Genomic DNA, 15,566 nt, shown 5'->3' with positions numbered 1-15,566 from the left:
CCCTCCCTCCGGTAACCCCACCCGCCGACCACCCTGCTCTGGCCCGCTCCAACCCACTCCGGCCCGCTCACAGCCCCGCAGAACCGCCCGGTACGGAGCACCCTCCGGAACTGTGTAGACTTGGGCCCGCTGCTGATGCCAACCTTGGCCGGGCAGCTTGCCGCCTTAGCTCAGTTGGCCAGAGCAACGCACTCGTAATGCGTAGGTCGCGGGTTCAAATCCCGCAGGCGGCTCCGGCGAAACCCAGGTCACACCCAGTGTGACCTGGGTTTTTTCGTGTCTGGACTGCGGCGATGGCGACGCCGCGGTCGGGCGTTCCGGCCTCCGGTCTCGATTCCGGTCTCAGTACCGGTCCGGGTGGGCCCCGAAGCGGCCAGGCCGCTTCGGAGGTTGCCCGTCCCCCCTCCCGTCCTCAGCCCGCGCGCAAGGCCATCGTCATGGCTTCGACGGCGAGCAGAGGTGCCACGTTGCGGTCGAGGGCCTGGCGGCAGGCGCTGATGGCTTCGATGCGGCGCAAGGTCTGTTCGGGGCGGGAGGTGGAGGCGATGCGCTGGAGGGTGTCGCGGTCGTCGGCGTTGGCGAGTTCGACGCGGGAGCCGAGCTGGAGGGCGAGGACGTCGCGGTAGAAGCCGGTGAGCTCGGTCAGCGCCAGGTCGAGGCTGTCGCGCTGGGTGCGGGTGGACCGGCGCTTCTGCCGGTCTTGGAGCTCCTTCATGGCACCGGCCGTGCCACGCGGAAGGCGGCCGCCGGTGCCGGCCGCGGCGCCGAGCGCGGCCCGCAGCTCCTCGGTTTCCTTGCCGTCGACCTCCTCGGCCACCTGCTTGGCGTCCTCCGCCGCCGCGTCGATCAGCTCCTGGGCCGCCTTCAGGCAGCCGCCCACGTCGTCGACCCGGAGCGGCAGCTTGAGGACGGACGCGCGGCGGGCCCGGGCCCGTTCGTCCGTGGCCAGGCGGCGGGCCCGGCCGATGTGGCCCTGGGTGGCGCGGGCGACCCGGGCGGCGAGCTCCGGCTCGATGCCGTCCCGCCGGACGAGGACGTCCGCGACGGCGGCGGTCGACGGCGTGCTCAGGGTCAGCGACCGGCAGCGGGAGCGGATCGTCGGCAGCACGTCCTCCAGCGACGGGGCGCACAGGAGCCAGACGGTCCGGGGAGCAGGCTCCTCCACGGCCTTGAGCAGCACATTGCCCGCGCCCTCGGTGAGGCGGTCGGCGTCCTCCAGGACGATCACCTGCCACCGGCCGCCGGCCGGGGAGAGCTGGGCGCGCCGGACCAGTTCACGGGTCTCCTTGACGCCGATCGAGAGGAGATCCGTACGGACGATCTCCACGTCGGCGTGCGTCCCCACGAGCGTCGTGTGGCACCCGTCGCAGAATCCGCAGCCCGGCGCTCCCCCGGGGAGTGCCCGGTCCGGGCTGAGGCACTGGAGGGCCGCCGCGAAGGCGCGGGCGGCGGTGGCGCGGCCGGAGCCGGGCGGGCCGGTGAACAGCCAGGCGTGCGTCATCCGGGACCCGGACGCGTCGGCGGACGCCACGCCTTGCCCCGCCGCGTGACCCGCGTCCGCGGCCGTGACCAGCGCGTCCGCGTCACGGGCGGCAGCGGCGAGCTGCTCCGTGACCCGGCCCTGCCCGACCAGGTCGTCCCATACCGCCATGACTGTCCTCCGCGCCCGTTCGTCCTGCGCTCTGCCCGGTCACCCATTGTGGGGCAGACCACTGACAGCGGGGCCCGGGCAAGGGCCCCGCCGCAGTGCCGTACCCGCTCCGGGCGGGTACGCACAGTCGCTCAGCGGCCCTTGCGCCGCCCGGAGGCGCTGCCGTCCGAACCGTTGCCGGTGCCGCCGTCGCGCCGTCCGAAGAGGTCGTCCGCCAGCGTCGGCGCCTCGGTGTCGTCGCCCTCCCGTGCGCTCTCGGCCCACTCGGGGCGGCGGCGGGCCTTGCGCCCCCGCTCCGCCGCTTCCGCCGGAGCGTCCGCCTCGGCGCCGGGGCGCGGCATCTCGCGCGTGCGCATGCTGTCCGCCTCGTCCGCCACCGGCGTGCGCTCTCCGGCGGACGCCGGTGACGTGCGCCCTGGCCGCCCGACCGCGCCCTTCCCCGTGGCACCGCCCGGCCGGTCGGTCCCGGCGGGCTCGTCAGGGCGGAACAGCCAGTCGGGGACCCGGTCCACCGGGTCCTCGGCCCGTCCGGAGTCCGTCGGACCCGCGGTCTTCTCGGCCGGACCGGACGCCTTCGCGGCGGTGCCCGCGTCGTTCTTCCCCGATCCCACGCCCCAGGTGACCCGCTGGACCGGCGGCGGAAGAGTCGGCACCGGCGGCAGCACCGTCGTCTCGTCCTCCGCGCCCCGGGCACCGGTGGCCTCAGGGGCCCCAGCGGCACCGGTGGGCTCCGCCGGCGCGGGCTCGTCCGAGCGCACCGGCGGCAGGTACGCCGTCTCGTCCTCCGCACCGACGGGTTCCCCCGAGGGCCGGGGCGCGCCGGTGGTCGGCAGCACGGCCGTCTCCGCCTCGGCGCCGGCCTGGGCGGCTTCGACGGACCCGGCAGACTCAGCGGACTCGACGGCCTGCGCCTCACGCGTCGCACCCGCCTTGCCCACCGCGTCCGTACCCGTACCCGCATCGGTACCCGCCCGGTCCGCTTCCCGCGGATCCTTGCGGTGCACCAGCGGCGACTGGACGGTCACCGTCTCGTCCGCGTCCCGCATGAGCAGCGTCTCGCGCGGGTCCGGGCGGTGCACGGGCGGGACCCGGAGCTGCTCGGTCCGCTCGGCGTCGGACGCCCGCGCTCCGGCCCGGGGGGATCGGGAGCCGGTGGTGTCGGACGCCTGCTTCCGCTTCGTGAGGTCGGCGCTCTTCCCCGTCGTCCGGCCACCACCACCAGTGCCATCCCGATCAGCATCACTCGGACGCAGCGCCGACTGCTCGACCGTCGGCACCTCATCGGCCCCACTGACACCGGTACCAGCACCAGCACCGGAAGCCGGAACCGCACGGGCATCACCGGCCTCACCGGCACCTTGCTTAGAGGTCTCTGAGGTATCAGCGGCCTCAACAGCCCCATCCGCCGCCGTCCGCGCCGCCTCCGCGCGCAGCAGCGCTTCCTCGGCCTTGCGCTGCTTCTCCCGGCGCCGCTCCTCGGCCTCGGCGCGCAGCCGCGCCTCCTCCTCGGCCTGCTTGCGCAGCCGCTCCTGCTCGGCGGCCCGGGCGCGCTCCTCCGCCTCTCGGCGCTTGCGCTCCTCGTCCGCGAGCCGGCGGGCCTCCTCGGCGCGCTGCCGCGCCTCCTCCGCCTGCCGTTCGGCCTCCAGGCGCCGGGCCTCCTCGGCCTCCCGGCGCTTGCGCTCCTCTTCCTCCGCACGCAGCTTGGCCAGCTGCTCCTGGCGTTCGCGCTCCAGCCGCTCCTCCTCGGCCTTGCGCGCCGCCTCCTCTTCCGCCTTGCGGCGGGCCTCGGCCTCGGCGGCCCGGCGGGCCGCCTCGCGGGCCTCGATCTCCTGCGCGGACAGCGGCAGGACCTCGTCGAGGCGGTGGCGTACGACGGTGGTGACGGCCTCGGGCTCCTGCCCGGCGTCGACGACGAGGTAGCGCGCCGGGTCCGCGGCGGCCAGGGCGAGGAAGCCCTTCCGCACCCGCTGGTGGAACTCGGCGGGCTCGGACTCCAGCCGGTCGGGCGCCTCGGTGAAGCGTTCCCGCGCGGTCTCGGGCGAGACGTCCAGCAGCACCGTCAGATGCGGAACGAGCCCTTCCGTCGCCCAGCGGTTGATCCGGGCGATCTCGGTCGGGGACAGGTCGCGGCCGGCGCCCTGGTAGGCGACGGACGAGTCGATGTAACGGTCGGAGATGACGACCGCGCCACGCTCCAGCGCGGGCCTGACGACGGCGTTGACGTGCTCGGCGCGGTCGGCGGCGTACAGCAGCGCCTCCGCGCGGTCCGACAGCCCGGCCGACGCGACGTCCAGCAGGATGGCGCGCAGCCGCTTGCCGATGGCCGTGGCGCCGGGCTCACGGGTGACGACGACCTCGTGGCCCTTGGAGCGGATCCACTCGGCGATGGCCTGCACCTGGGTGGACTTGCCGGCGCCGTCGCCGCCGTCGAAGACCAGGAAGAAGCCGTTGGCCGCGGTCGCCTCGACCGGGTCGCCGTCGCGGACGGCGTCCAGCAGGTCGCGGTGGAACGGCACCCCGTGCCGGTCGTCGGTCTTGCCCAGGACGAGCGCGCCCACCGGCAGCAGCAGTGCGCCGATCAGCATCAGCGTGAAGGCCGCGCCCCCGTGGTCGAAGACGAAGTTGCCGCTCTGGGTCCGGTGCGGGCCGGTGAGCGCGGCGAAGGCGGGGGCGGCGACCGCGGCCAGGGCCACGGTGACCCCGACGACCGCGTGCAGGTGCTCCGTGGCGCGCGGGCGCCGTTCCTCCTCGGTCTCCTGGTCGAGGAGGGCGTGGCCGGTGTTCGCCACCACACCCGCCGCGACGCCCGCGAGCAGGATCAGCAGCAGCACGGTGGTGGCGTCCGGCACCAGCCCGGCGACCAGCAGCGCGACGCCCGTCACGGCCAGCGAGAGGGCCAGCAGCCTGCGGCGCGAGAACCCGGGGAGGACGCGGCCCGCGGCCCGGATGCCGAGGACGGGTCCGCCGGTGAGGGCCAGGGCAAGCAGCCCGAAGGCCACCGGGCCGCCGCCCAGGTCGTAGGCCTGGAGGACGGCGACGCCGAAGGCCGCGGCGACCGCCCCGGCGACGGCCGCGCAGGACAGGACGAAGACGGGGGCGCCGCCCGTCCGGCCCTTGTCGGGCGCCTTGTCGTGCTGCGGCCGGCGCAGGCCCTCCAGGGGAGAGCGCACGGTCAGCTCTCGCGCGCCGGGGAGCGAGAGGAAGTACACGATCACGCCGGAGGCGTTGAACAGGGCCGCCGCGAGGTACGAGCCGAGGGCCGGCTGGTGCTGGTGGAACCAGTCGATGCCGGACCCGAGCAGGTTGCTCACGAGCGTGATGGCGACGAGGGCCGCCGCGGCGGCCGGCAGGGCGACGAAGGACGTACGCAGCGTCAGCCGCCGCAGCGCGTCGCCATGGTCGGGGACGGGCCGGACGGCGGCGCCCTCAAGGGGCGGCCGGGGCAGCAGGGTGGGCGCCACGCCGTCCTTGGCCACGGTCCACACCCGCTCGGCCACGCCCATCAGGAAGGCGGTGACCAGCAGTGACGCCAGCGCCTTGCTCTCGGTGAAGTCGATCCACACGGGGGCGACGGCCAGCAGCAGCGCCCGGACGGCGTCGGCGCCGACCATCGTCCAGCGCCGGTCGAGCGGGCCCGAGGGCGCCATCAGCGAGTTGAGCGGGCCGAGCAGCACCGCGCCGAGGAGCAGCGTCGCGAGCAGTCGCGCGCCGAGGACGGCGGCGACGGCGAAGGCGGCACCCCGGTACCCGCCGCCGAAGGACCCGGCGGTGACGGCCGCCTGGAGGGCCAGCAGCAGCAGGACGAGCAGGCCGAGAGCGTCGCCGACTCCCCCGGCGGCCTGGGCGCTCCACAACCGTCGCAACGAGGGGATGCGCAGCAGGGCGCGGACGGCACGCTCGCGGGAGTCCGCGGCCAGTGCCCCTGAGGGAGAGGTCACGACTGGTGGCTGCTCGGCTCGCGTCATCCTGCCAGCCTATCCGGAGCGTCTGAATTCGAACCGCCACGACGAACGCGTGTGCGGAGACTCAGCGTGCGGCTCGGGGATACGTCAGGGCGGCGGAACCGGAATCCGGCCCGCCGCCCCCTACGCTCGCCACCTGCCCTCGCCCCCGCGCTCGCCACCTTGGGCAGCACTTGGGCCCACGCACCGCGCTCACCGCGCCACGCGCACCCGCCCGTCGGCCCTGCCGACGCCGTGCCGCCCGCCCGCTTGCTCGCTGCGCGGACTCGACGTACTCCGCTTACTCCCCCGGAGTCGCGGCGGCCGTCTTGGCCGCGGTCTTCTTGGCCGCCGCCTTCTTCGTCGTGGCCGCCTTGGCCGTGGTCGTCTTCTTCGCGGCCGTCTTCTTGGCGGTCGTCGTCTTCTTCGCGGCGGTCTTCTTGGCGGGCGCCTTCTTGGCCGCCTTCTTCGCGGTCTTCTTGGCCGGACCCTTGGCCCGCTTCTCCGCCAGGAGCTCGTACCCGCGCTCCGGCGTGATCGTCTCCACGTCGTCGTCGCGGCGCAGCGTGGCGTTGGTCTCGCCGTCCGTGACGTACGGGCCGAAGCGGCCGTCCTTGACGACCACCGGGCGCTCGCTGACCGGGTCGGTGCCCAGCTCCTTCAGCGGCGGCTTGGCCGCGGCCCGCCCGCGCTGCTTGGGCTGTGCGTAGATCGCCAGGGCCTGCTCCAGCGTGATGCTGAAGATCTGGTCCTCGCTCTCCAGGGAGCGCGAGTCCGTGCCCTTCTTCAGGTACGGGCCGTAGCGGCCGTTCTGCGCGGTGATCTCCACACCCTCGGGGTCGGTGCCGACCACCCGCGGCAGCGACATCAGCTTGAGCGCGTCGTCCAGGGTGACCGTGTCCAGGGACATCGACTTGAAGAGCGACGCCGTCCGCGGCTTCACCGCGTTCTTGCCGGTCTTCGGCGTGCCCTCGGGCAGCACCTCGGTCACGTACGGGCCGTAGCGGCCGTCCTTGGCGATGATCGGGTGGCCCGTCTCCGGGTCCGTGCCGAGCTCGTACTCGCCGCTCGGCCGGGCGAAGAGCTCCTCCGCGTACTCCACGGTGAGCTCGTCCGGTGCCAGGTCGTCGGGGACGTCCGCGCGCTGGTGGCCCTCGGTGTCCTTCTCGCCGCGCTCGACATACGGCCCGTAGCGGCCGACGCGCAGCACGATGCCCTCGCCGACGGGGAACGAGGAGATCTCCCGGGCGTCGATCGCGCCGAGGTCGGTCACCAGCTCCTTGAGGCCGCCGAGGTGGTCGCCGTCGCCGTTGCCCGCCTCGGCGGCCCGGCCGGTGGCCTCCGCCGGGCCCTCGCCGAAGTAGAAGCGGCGCAGCCACGGCACGGCCTGGGCCTCGCCGCGGGCGATGCGGTCGAGGTCCTCCTCCATGGCGGCGGTGAAGTCGTAGTCGACGAGCCGGCCGAAGTGCTTCTCCAGCAGGTTGACCACGGCGAAGCTCAGGAAGGACGGGACGAGCGCGGTGCCCTTCTTGAAGACGTAGCCGCGGTCGAGGATGGTGCCGAGGATGGACGCGTAGGTCGACGGGCGGCCGATCTCGCGCTCTTCCAGCTCCTTGACCAGCGACGCCTCGGTGTAGCGGGCCGGGGGCTTGGTGGCGTGACCGTCGGCGGTGATCTCCTCGGCGGTCAGCGCGTCGCCCTCGGTGACCTGCGGCAGCCGGCGCTCGCGGTCGTCGAGCTCGGCGTTCGGGTCGTCGGCGCCCTCGACGTACGCCTTCATGAAGCCGTGGAAGGTGATCGTCTTGCCGGAGGCGCTGAACTCGGCGTCCCGGCCGTCGGAGGCACGCCCCGCGATCTTCACGGTGACCGAGTTGCCCACCGCGTCCTTCATCTGGGAGGCGACGGTCCGCTTCCAGATGAGCTCGTACAGCCGGAACTGGTCGCCCGTCAGACCGGTCTCCGCGGGGGTGCGGAAACGATCACCCGAAGGACGGATGGCCTCGTGTGCCTCCTGGGCGTTCTTGACCTTCCCCGCGTAGGTGCGCGGCTTCTCCGGCAGGTAGTCGGCCCCGTAGAGCTGGGTGACCTGCGCCCGGGCGGCGGCGACGGCGGTGTCGGAGAGCGTCGTGGAGTCCGTACGCATATAGGTGATGAAGCCGTTCTCGTACAGCTTCTGGGCCACCTGCATGGTCGCCTTCGCGCCGAAGCCCAGCTTCCGCGATGCCTCTTGCTGGAGGGTCGTGGTGCGGAAGGGGGCGTACGGGGAGCGGCGGTACGGCTTGGACTCGACCGAGCGTACGGCGAACGAGGCGTCGGCGAGGGCGGCGGCCAGCGCGCGGGCGTTCGCCTCGTCCAGGTGCAGCACCTGGGCGGCGTCCTTGAGCTGCCCGTTGGAGCCGAAGTCCCGGCCTTGGGCGACCCGCCGGCCGTCCACGGCGGACAGCCGCGCGGCGAACGTGCCGGGCTCGGCGGCGTCGCCGCCGCGGCCGGTGGAGAAGGTGCCCGTCAGGTCCCAGTACTCGGCGGAGCGGAACGCGATCCGCTCGCGCTCCCGCTCGACGACGAGCCGGGTGGCCACGGACTGCACCCGTCCGGCGGACAGCCGGGGCATGACCTTCTTCCACAGGACCGGCGAGACCTCGTAGCCGTAGAGGCGGTCGAGGATGCGCCGGGTCTCCTGCGCGTCGACGAGCTTCTTGTTCAGCTCGCGCGGGTGGGCGACGGCGGCCCTGATCGCGTCCTTGGTGATCTCGTGGAAGACCATCCGGCGGACCGGGACCTTGGGCTTGAGGACTTCCTGAAGGTGCCAGGCGATGGCCTCGCCCTCGCGGTCCTCATCGGTGGCGAGGAAGAGCTCGTCCGACTCGGCCAGCAGTTCCTTGAGCTTCTTGACCTGGTCCTTCTTGTCGGCGTTGACGACGTAGACGGGCTGGAAGTCCGCGTCCACGTTCACGCCCAGGCGGGCCCAGGGCTCGCCCTTGTACTTCGCCGGGACCTCGGCGGCCCCGTTCGGCAGGTCACGGATGTGCCCGACGCTCGCCTCGACGACGTATCCGGGGCCGAGGTAGCCCTTGATCGTCTTCGCCTTGGCAGGCGACTCGACGATGACGAGTCGGCGGCCGCCCTGTGCGGTCTCGCTGGTCGGGGACAACTTCGCTCTTCTTCCGGTCGCAATCGGCATGGGAGTTGCGGTGACGCTGCGGAGTGTGACGGTACATCCCGCCCCCGTGTCAAACGGGGAAAGCCCGCAACGCCACTCGAACGGTAACCCGACAAGCGTCCTGTCTGCCGCCCGGAGCGTCGGACGCCACATCCGCCGCCTCCCGCGCCCCGCGCCGCACGGGGCGGCGGAGAAGCGGCGAAGAGACCGCGGACGAACGGCGGCGAAAGCCGGGAGCGACGCGTCGGAACCTGCTGGCAGGATGACCACCGCACGTCATCCGATCCGATCGTGCGCTCGATTTTCGCCATATTTCAGCCAATCACACACGGCAGGAGCTTTCCGCCCATGTCCGACCAGACCCCGTACGGGTACCCGCAGGGCCCGTACGGCCAGGCCCCGCAAGGGCAGCAGTCAGGTTACCCGCAGGCATCGCCCCCTTACACTCAGCAGCCCGGCTACGCCTACCCGCCGCCCATGGCCCCGGGCGCGCCGGGGATGTACATGGGTGACCCGAACGCCCCGTACGGCTACGACCCCTACGGGCGGCCCTACTCCGAGAAATCCAAGATCGTTGCCGGTGTTCTCCAGCTCTTCCTGGGCGGCCTGGGCATCGGCCGCTTCTACACCGGCCACACGGGCATGGCCCTCGGCCAGCTCTTCACCTGCGGCGGCCTGGGCATCTGGTCGCTGATCGACGGCATCATGCTGCTCACCGGCAACAACACCGACTCGGCGGGACGCCCGCTCCGTGGCTGAGAAGCCACGCCCCGGGGCGCGGGCCAGGATCCCGCGCGCCGCCCTCCACCCGGCCGCGGCACCGCTCGGGGCTCTCGCGGCCGGGGCGGCCGGAGCCGCGTATCTGTGGGGCACCGATCCGCACCGCCCCGGGCAGTGGCTTCCCCGCTGCCCGTTCCACTGGGCGACGGGACTGCTCTGCCCGGCCTGCGGCGGCACGCGCATGGCGTACGACCTGCTGCACGGAAACCTCGGCGCCGCGTTCCACGACAACGCGCTGCTGCTCCTTCTCGGCCTACCGGCGGCCTCGTACCTGTGCGTCCGCTGGCTCGTCGAGGGGCTGAAGGGCCGCCGCTACCGGCCGCGGCTCGGGCGGGGCGGAACGGCCGCGGTCCTGGGCACCGCGGTGATCTGGGCGCTGGTGCGCAACCTGATCTGACCGGATGACGCCGCGCGTCGGCTCATCGAACGGCTGGTTTCGGCCAACCGGCCACCTTCCGGATCACCTCATAAATCGTCACGTCCGCCCCGCCCCGCCCAGCCTGCGCTCTGTCACCGAATGATCACGATTACCGGCACGACACAACTTTGCGCGCGTCCCTGCGGTCTGCTTTATCGCCGCCGTACAGGCCCGTCCTCATCGACGGGCCGACGGCATTCACCGACCGCTCAGGAGTTCGCATGTCGTACCCCGCCCCGCCGCCCTACCAGGGGCCGCCGGCACCCTTCGGTTACGCCCCCAACGGGCAGCCGTACTCCGAGAAGTCCAAGATCGTGGCAGGCATCCTGCAGCTCTTCCTGGGCGGTCTCGGCATCGGCCGCTTCTACACCGGGCACGTGGGCATGGGCATCGCGCAGCTCCTCACGTGCGGCGGCCTCGGCTTCTGGGCCCTGATCGACGGCATCATCTTCCTCGTCAGCAACACCCGCACCGACAAGAACGGCCACGTGCTGCGCGGCTGACGTCCGGCGAGCACCACCGCCCCCGGAGGCGGCCCCGCCTCCGGGGCCGCTCCCCGTACGCCGCATGAACGCGGCGCCGTCAGGCGGAGCGCCTCACTCCGCCGGAGTCAGGAACCCCTGCTCCACGAGCAGCCTGATCGCCTCCGGCGTCCGGTCGCGCAGCAGGACCGGATCCTCCCCGACGAGCTGGGCGATGGCGTCGAGAATGCGGCCCGCGCTGAGAGTCCCGTCACAGACGCCGGCGAACCCGGCCCCCACGGTGTCGACCTTGGTGGCGCGGCGCATGCCCCGGTTCTGCCGCAGTACGACGTGCTCAGGATCCTCGGCGCCCGGCAGCCCGACCTGCTCCTGGACGACCTCGGGGGCGAGCCGGAAGCGGGCGCCGAGCAGCGCCGCGTCGTCGTGCGTACGGAGGAACGCCTGCCGCTCGAAGTGCGCGCGGATGCTCTCGCCCAACGGCTGCTCCACCGGATGCGGCCACTCCTCGGCGGTCACCGAGGGCCGCTCGGACCCCGACTTGTACAGCGTGATCCAGCCGAAACCGACCCCCTTCGTCCGCCGTTCCTCGAACTCCGCGAGCCAGGCGTCGTAGCGCGCCGCGTACTCCTCGGGCGTGGTGCGGTGGTCCCCCGCGTCGCGCAGCCACAGCTCGGCGTACTGGGCCACGTCCTGGACCTCCCGCTGGACGATCCAGGCGTCACAGCCGGCCGGCACCCAGGAGGACAGCCGCTCCCGCCAGTCCTCCCCCTCGACGTGCTGCCAGTTGGCGAGCAGCTGGCAGTAGCCGCCGTCGTTGAGCCGGTCCCCCGCCTGGGACACCAGCGTGCGGCAGAGGTCGTCACCGCCCATGCCGCCGTCCCGGTACGTGAGCCGGGCCCCGGGAGAGATGACGAACGGCGGATTCGAGACGATCAGGTCGTACGTCTCCTCGCCCACCGGCTCGAACAGCGACCCCTGGCGCAGGTCCGCCTCCGGCGCGCCGGAGAGCGCGAGCGTGAGCCGTGCGAAGCGCAGGGCGCGCGGGTTCAGATCCGTCGCGGTGACGCGGCCGGCGTGCTGGGCCGCGTGCAGCGCCTGGATGCCGGAGCCGGTGCCGAGGTCGAGGGCGCTCGCCACCGGCGTACGGACCGTGATGCCGGCGAGCGTGGTGGAGGCGCCGCCCACACCGAGGACGAGCTCCGAGCGGTCGATGCCGGACGGCCCCGCCCCGCCTCCGGCGATGCCGCCCGCGCCGCCGACCGCGCAGCCCAGGTCGGAGACGATCCACCAGTCCTGCCCCTCGGGGCCGCCGTAGGGGCGCACGTCGACGGCCGCCCGGACGGCGTCGCCGTCCCTGACCAGCCAGCCGTCGGCGAGGCAGTCCTCCAGGGGGAGCGCGGCGGCGGCCCTCGCGGCGGGGACGGACCGCTGCAACAGGAAGAGCCGGACCAGCGTCTCCAGCGGACCGTCCCCCCGGGTGGCGCGCAGGGCCGGGACGGTCTCGCTGCGCGCGAGGGCGGCGTAGGCGGGGGCACCCAGCAGCTCCAGCAGACCGTCGGCCGTGAAGGCGGCGGCGAGCAGGGCGTCTCTCAGCCGGGCGGTGCGCGCGGAGTCGAGGGATGCGTCGGCGGAAGGCAGCGTACTCACGGAACCATTGTCGGGGGCACCACTGACAATCCGTGACAGCCCGCCGCCTCCGCCCCGCGTCGGCTCCCCGAGGGGAGCGGCGTCAGACCTGAGCGGGCGGCACCGTCGCCGGAATCTTGCACGATTCCTGCTTCGCCATCGCCTGACCGGCCTCGCCCGACTGGAACTTCTTGAGCGCGTCGCCGCTCTTGCCGCTCAGCTTCCCGAGGTCGGCGGCCATGTTCTTCAGCCCCTCGGAGAACTTGGCCCGGTCGGATGTGTCGAGCGCGTCGACCTTCGTCTTCAGGGTCTTGTACGACGCGGAGAGGTCCTTGAGCGCCTTGACGGCGTCCTCCTGGTTGGCCTTGCCGTCGTCGACGGGCGGCGCGCCCGCGTTCTGCACGGACTGGGCGAGGGCGTTGTACGCGTCGACGTTGGCCTGGAAGGCGGCCGAGTCCGTCCGCTGGACCTTCTTCGAGTCCTCCTCCGTCCGCACGGAGGTGATCGAGGCGTTGGCCTGCTGGATCTTCTTGACCTGGGGCTGCATCGTGTCGCAGACGTTCTTGGCCCAGTCGTCGAGCTTCTTGCCCTTGTCCTCGCCGCCGCTGTCACACCCCGTCAGGGCCAGGACGAGCGCCGCCCCGCCGGACAGTGCGGCCAAAAGCTTCTTGTTCACCGGATCGGTCCCTTCAATGGCTCTCGGCCCCGGAACTTACACGTCCCACCGGCACGGCCCGCGAGCCGAGCATCCCATATGACCTCCTACCTCGCCATTTACGGCAATCTCGATGTGGCGTTCGCCGCGCCGGGACACGCCCGCCCGGGCGCGGCGACCGTTCGTCCGCCGCCACGCGTGGGCGGGACGGCGCGCGACCGGGACGGCCGGTGACGCACCGTCCGGGAGCCGCTCTCCGTCCCGCCCGCGCTCGCCAGGCGCCGCCGTCAGGACACCACCGCCGGATCGGTCGGCTGGGCCGAACGGTCGGTGCCCCCGTCGGGGGTGACGCTCCGCCGCTTCGACACGTACACGGCGGTGACGATCACCAGCGTGGCCAGCACCGCCACACCGATGCGCAACGGCCTGCTGGCGTCGGCGCCGTACGAGAACTTCACCACCGCCGGCGCGATGAGCAGCGCCACCAGGTTCATCACCTTGAGCAGCGGGTTGATGGCCGGCCCGGCGGTGTCCTTGAACGGGTCGCCGACCGTGTCGCCGATGACCGTGGCCGCGTGTGCCTCGCCGCCCTTTCCGCCGTGGTGGCCGTCCTCCACCAGTTTCTTGGCGTTGTCCCAGGCGCCACCCGAGTTGGCCAGGAACACGGCCATCAGCGTGCCCGCGCCGATCGCGCCCGCCAGGTACGAGCCGAGCGCGCCGACGCCCAGGGCGAAGCCCACCGCGATGGGCGCCATGACGGCGAGGAGCCCCGGAGTGGCCAGTTCGCGCAGCGCGTCCTTGGTGCAGATGTCGACCACGCGGCCGTACTCCGGCTTCTCCGTGTAATCCATGATCCCGGGGTGCTCACGGAACTGCCGCCGCACCTCGTACACCACCGAACCCGCTGACCGCGATACGGCGTTGATGGCGAGACCGGAGAACAGGAAGACGACGGCCGCCCCGAGGATCAGGCCCACCAGGTTGTTCGGCTGCGAGATGTCCAGGCTGAGGTTCATCTCGGTGCCCTTGGCCCCCACGTCCTGGACCGCCGTCCCGATCGCGTCCCGATACGAGCCGAAGAGCGCGGACGCGGCCAGGACGGCCGTGGCGATGGCGATGCCCTTGGTGATCGCCTTGGTGGTGTTGCCCACCGCGTCGAGCTCGGTCAGCACCTGCGCCCCGGCGCCCTCGACGTCCCCGGACATCTCGGCGATGCCCTGGGCGTTGTCGGAGACCGGGCCGAAGGTGTCCATCGCGACGATGACGCCCACCGTGGTCAGCAGGCCGGTGCCGGCGAGGGCGACGGCGAACAGCGCGAGCATGATGGACGTACCGCCCAGCAGGAAGGCCCCGTAGACGCCGAGGGCGATCAGCACGGCGGAGTAGACGGCCGACTCCAGCCCCACCGAGATGCCCGCGAGGACGACGGTCGCGGGGCCGGTGAGCGAGGTCTTGCCGATGTCGCGCACCGGCCGCCTGCCGGTCTCCGTGAAGTAGCCGGTGAGCTGCTGGATGAGGGCCGCCAGGACGATGCCGATGGCGACCGCGACCAGCGCCAGCACGCGGGGGTCGCCGCTGTGGCCGCTGATGGAGGGGTCGCCGAGGCCGTCCAGGTCCGCGTAGCTGGACGGCAGGTAGGTGTACACGGCCACCGCGACGAGCGCGAGGGAGATGACGGCCGAGATGAAGAAACCCCTGTTGATGGCCGTCATCCCGCTCCGGTCGGAGCGGCGGGGCGCCACCGCGAAGATGCCGATCATGGCCGTGACCACGCCGATCGCGGGGACGAGGAGGGGGAAGGCCAGCCCGGAGTCGCCGAACGCCGCCTTGCCGAGGATCAGGGCGGCGACCAGGGTCACGGCGTACGACTCGAACAGGTCGGCCGCCATGCCCGCGCAGTCGCCGACGTTGTCGCCCACGTTGTCGGCGATGGTGGCGGCGTTACGCGGATCGTCTTCGGGGATCCCCTGCTCCACCTTGCCGACCAGGTCGGCGCCCACGTCGGCGGCCTTGGTGAAGATGCCGCCGCCGACCCGCATGAACATGGCGAGCAGCGCCGCCCCGAAGCCGAAGCCCTCCAGCACCTTGGGCGCGTCGGCCGCGTAGACCAGCACCACGCAGGAGGCGCCCAGCAGACCGAGGCCGACGGTGAACATGCCGACCACGCCGCCGGTACGGAACGCGATCTTCATGGCCTGGTGAGAGGCGGTCGTGGCGTCCACGCCCGCGGCATTCGCCGGCTCCGGCCCTACGGGAGAACCAGGGGAGGCGGGAGTCGAAGCCGAGGCGGCAGGAGAGGCGGTGGAAAGCGCCGCCTCACGCGCCGCCGCGGCCACGCGCACATTACTGCGCACCGCGAGCCACATGCCGATATAGCCGGTGGCCGCGGAAAAGAGCGCACCGACCAGAAAAAATGCCGAACGCCCGAGGCGCTGCGACCAGTTGTCGGCCGGAAGGAGCATGAGGAGGAAGAACACGACCACGGCGAACGCGCCGAGCGTCCGCAACTGCCGGGCCAGGTAGGCATTCGCGCCTTCCTGTACAGCCGCGGCGATTCTCTTCATGTTCTCGGTACCTTCGCCGGCCGCCAGTACCTGCCGTACCAACACCACGGCCACGACGAGAGCCGCGAGGGCAACGGCCGCGATGACGATCACGAGGGCGCGGTTGCCGTCGGTGAGCTCGACGGCGAGATTCTGAGTGAAGACCACCTGTTCAGGGGTGAAGGGCCCCGCCATTCGTCCTCCTTGACGTTTGGCACATGGGCGCGCGGCCGGACCGTTCACACGGGACGGCCACCACGCTCAGGCGTCCTGAGCTCAAGATGGACGGATTGTAGGGAGCATGACGAGA

Annotated in this window: 9 protein-coding genes and 1 tRNA gene; 4 read left to right on the top strand and 6 right to left on the bottom strand. The window is 72.6% G+C overall.

What is annotated here, in order from left to right; genetic code table 11:
• Positions 1-159 precede the first annotated feature (159 nt).
• Positions 160-233: transfer RNA gene (locus tag ACSNOK_RS05945), tRNA-Thr, on the top strand.
• 179 nt (positions 234-412) lie between these two features.
• Here the strand turns inward: ACSNOK_RS05945 and ACSNOK_RS05940 are convergent.
• From ACSNOK_RS05940 to topA, 3 genes are all read right to left on the bottom strand, one after another.
• Positions 413-1,651, bottom strand: coding sequence for a DNA polymerase III subunit delta' (locus tag ACSNOK_RS05940; RefSeq protein WP_436779506.1), 1,239 nt, complete (start codon positions 1,649-1,651; stop codon positions 413-415).
• A gap of 131 nt (positions 1,652-1,782) precedes the next feature.
• Positions 1,783-5,616 (bottom strand): dTMP kinase, encoded by a 3,834-nt coding sequence (gene tmk / locus ACSNOK_RS05935; RefSeq protein ID WP_436779505.1) that lies wholly within the window; start codon positions 5,614-5,616, stop codon positions 1,783-1,785.
• 277 nt (positions 5,617-5,893) lie between these two features.
• Entirely contained in the window at positions 5,894-8,743 is a 2,850-nt protein-coding gene (gene topA / locus ACSNOK_RS05930) for a type I DNA topoisomerase (protein ID WP_436779504.1), read from the bottom strand.
• A gap of 357 nt (positions 8,744-9,100) precedes the next feature.
• On the opposite strand from topA, the gene ACSNOK_RS05925 reads away from it, so the two are divergent.
• From ACSNOK_RS05925 to ACSNOK_RS05915, 3 genes are all read left to right on the top strand, one after another.
• Complete coding sequence (locus tag ACSNOK_RS05925) at positions 9,101-9,511, top strand: TM2 domain-containing protein (RefSeq protein ID WP_436779503.1); 411 nt, start codon at positions 9,101-9,103, stop codon at positions 9,509-9,511.
• Entirely contained in the window at positions 9,504-9,929 is a 426-nt protein-coding gene (locus tag ACSNOK_RS05920; protein ID WP_436779502.1) for a DUF2752 domain-containing protein, read from the top strand. The genes ACSNOK_RS05925 and ACSNOK_RS05920 overlap by 8 nt, the downstream gene beginning before the upstream one ends.
• 242 nt (positions 9,930-10,171) lie before the next feature.
• Complete coding sequence (locus ACSNOK_RS05915; RefSeq protein WP_004939796.1) at positions 10,172-10,453, top strand: TM2 domain-containing protein; 282 nt, start codon at positions 10,172-10,174, stop codon at positions 10,451-10,453.
• Positions 10,454-10,546: 93 nt separating this feature from the next.
• Here ACSNOK_RS05915 and ACSNOK_RS05910 read toward each other — a convergent pair whose 3' ends face one another.
• The 3 genes from ACSNOK_RS05910 to ACSNOK_RS05900 form a co-directional block, all read right to left on the bottom strand.
• Positions 10,547-12,079 (bottom strand): DUF7059 domain-containing protein, encoded by a 1,533-nt coding sequence (locus ACSNOK_RS05910; RefSeq protein ID WP_436779501.1) that lies wholly within the window; start codon positions 12,077-12,079, stop codon positions 10,547-10,549.
• Between the two features lie 82 nt (positions 12,080-12,161).
• Positions 12,162-12,734 (bottom strand): small secreted protein, encoded by a 573-nt coding sequence (locus tag ACSNOK_RS05905; protein ID WP_436779500.1) that lies wholly within the window; start codon positions 12,732-12,734, stop codon positions 12,162-12,164.
• A 266-nt stretch (positions 12,735-13,000) separates the two neighbouring features.
• The gene (locus ACSNOK_RS05900) at positions 13,001-15,451 is read right to left on the bottom strand and encodes a sodium-translocating pyrophosphatase (protein WP_436779499.1); all 2,451 of its coding nucleotides are present in this window, start codon (positions 15,449-15,451) and stop codon (positions 13,001-13,003) included.
• Positions 15,452-15,566: the final 115 nt, after the last annotated feature.

Origin of the sequence: Streptomyces sp. URMC 126 (genome assembly GCF_051386555.1) — a bacterium.
Lineage (GTDB): Bacteria > Actinomycetota > Actinomycetes > Streptomycetales > Streptomycetaceae > Streptomyces.
Note: the sequence above shows the minus strand (reverse complement) of the source record. Positions and strands in the feature narration are given on the sequence as shown.

What these genes read in the sequence shown, in the direction of transcription:
- ACSNOK_RS05900 (WP_436779499.1), bottom strand. Translation starts at nt 15,451, where the DNA reads ATGGCGGGGCCCTTCACCCCTGAACAGGTGGTCTTCACTCAGAATCTC.
- ACSNOK_RS05940 (WP_436779506.1), bottom strand. Translation starts at nt 1,651, where the DNA reads ATGGCGGTATGGGACGACCTGGTCGGGCAGGGCCGGGTCACGGAGCAG.
- ACSNOK_RS05915 (WP_004939796.1), top strand. Translation starts at nt 10,172, where the DNA reads ATGTCGTACCCCGCCCCGCCGCCCTACCAGGGGCCGCCGGCACCCTTC.
- tmk (WP_436779505.1), bottom strand. Translation starts at nt 5,616, where the DNA reads ATGACGCGAGCCGAGCAGCCACCAGTCGTGACCTCTCCCTCAGGGGCA.
- ACSNOK_RS05925 (WP_436779503.1), top strand. Translation starts at nt 9,101, where the DNA reads ATGTCCGACCAGACCCCGTACGGGTACCCGCAGGGCCCGTACGGCCAG.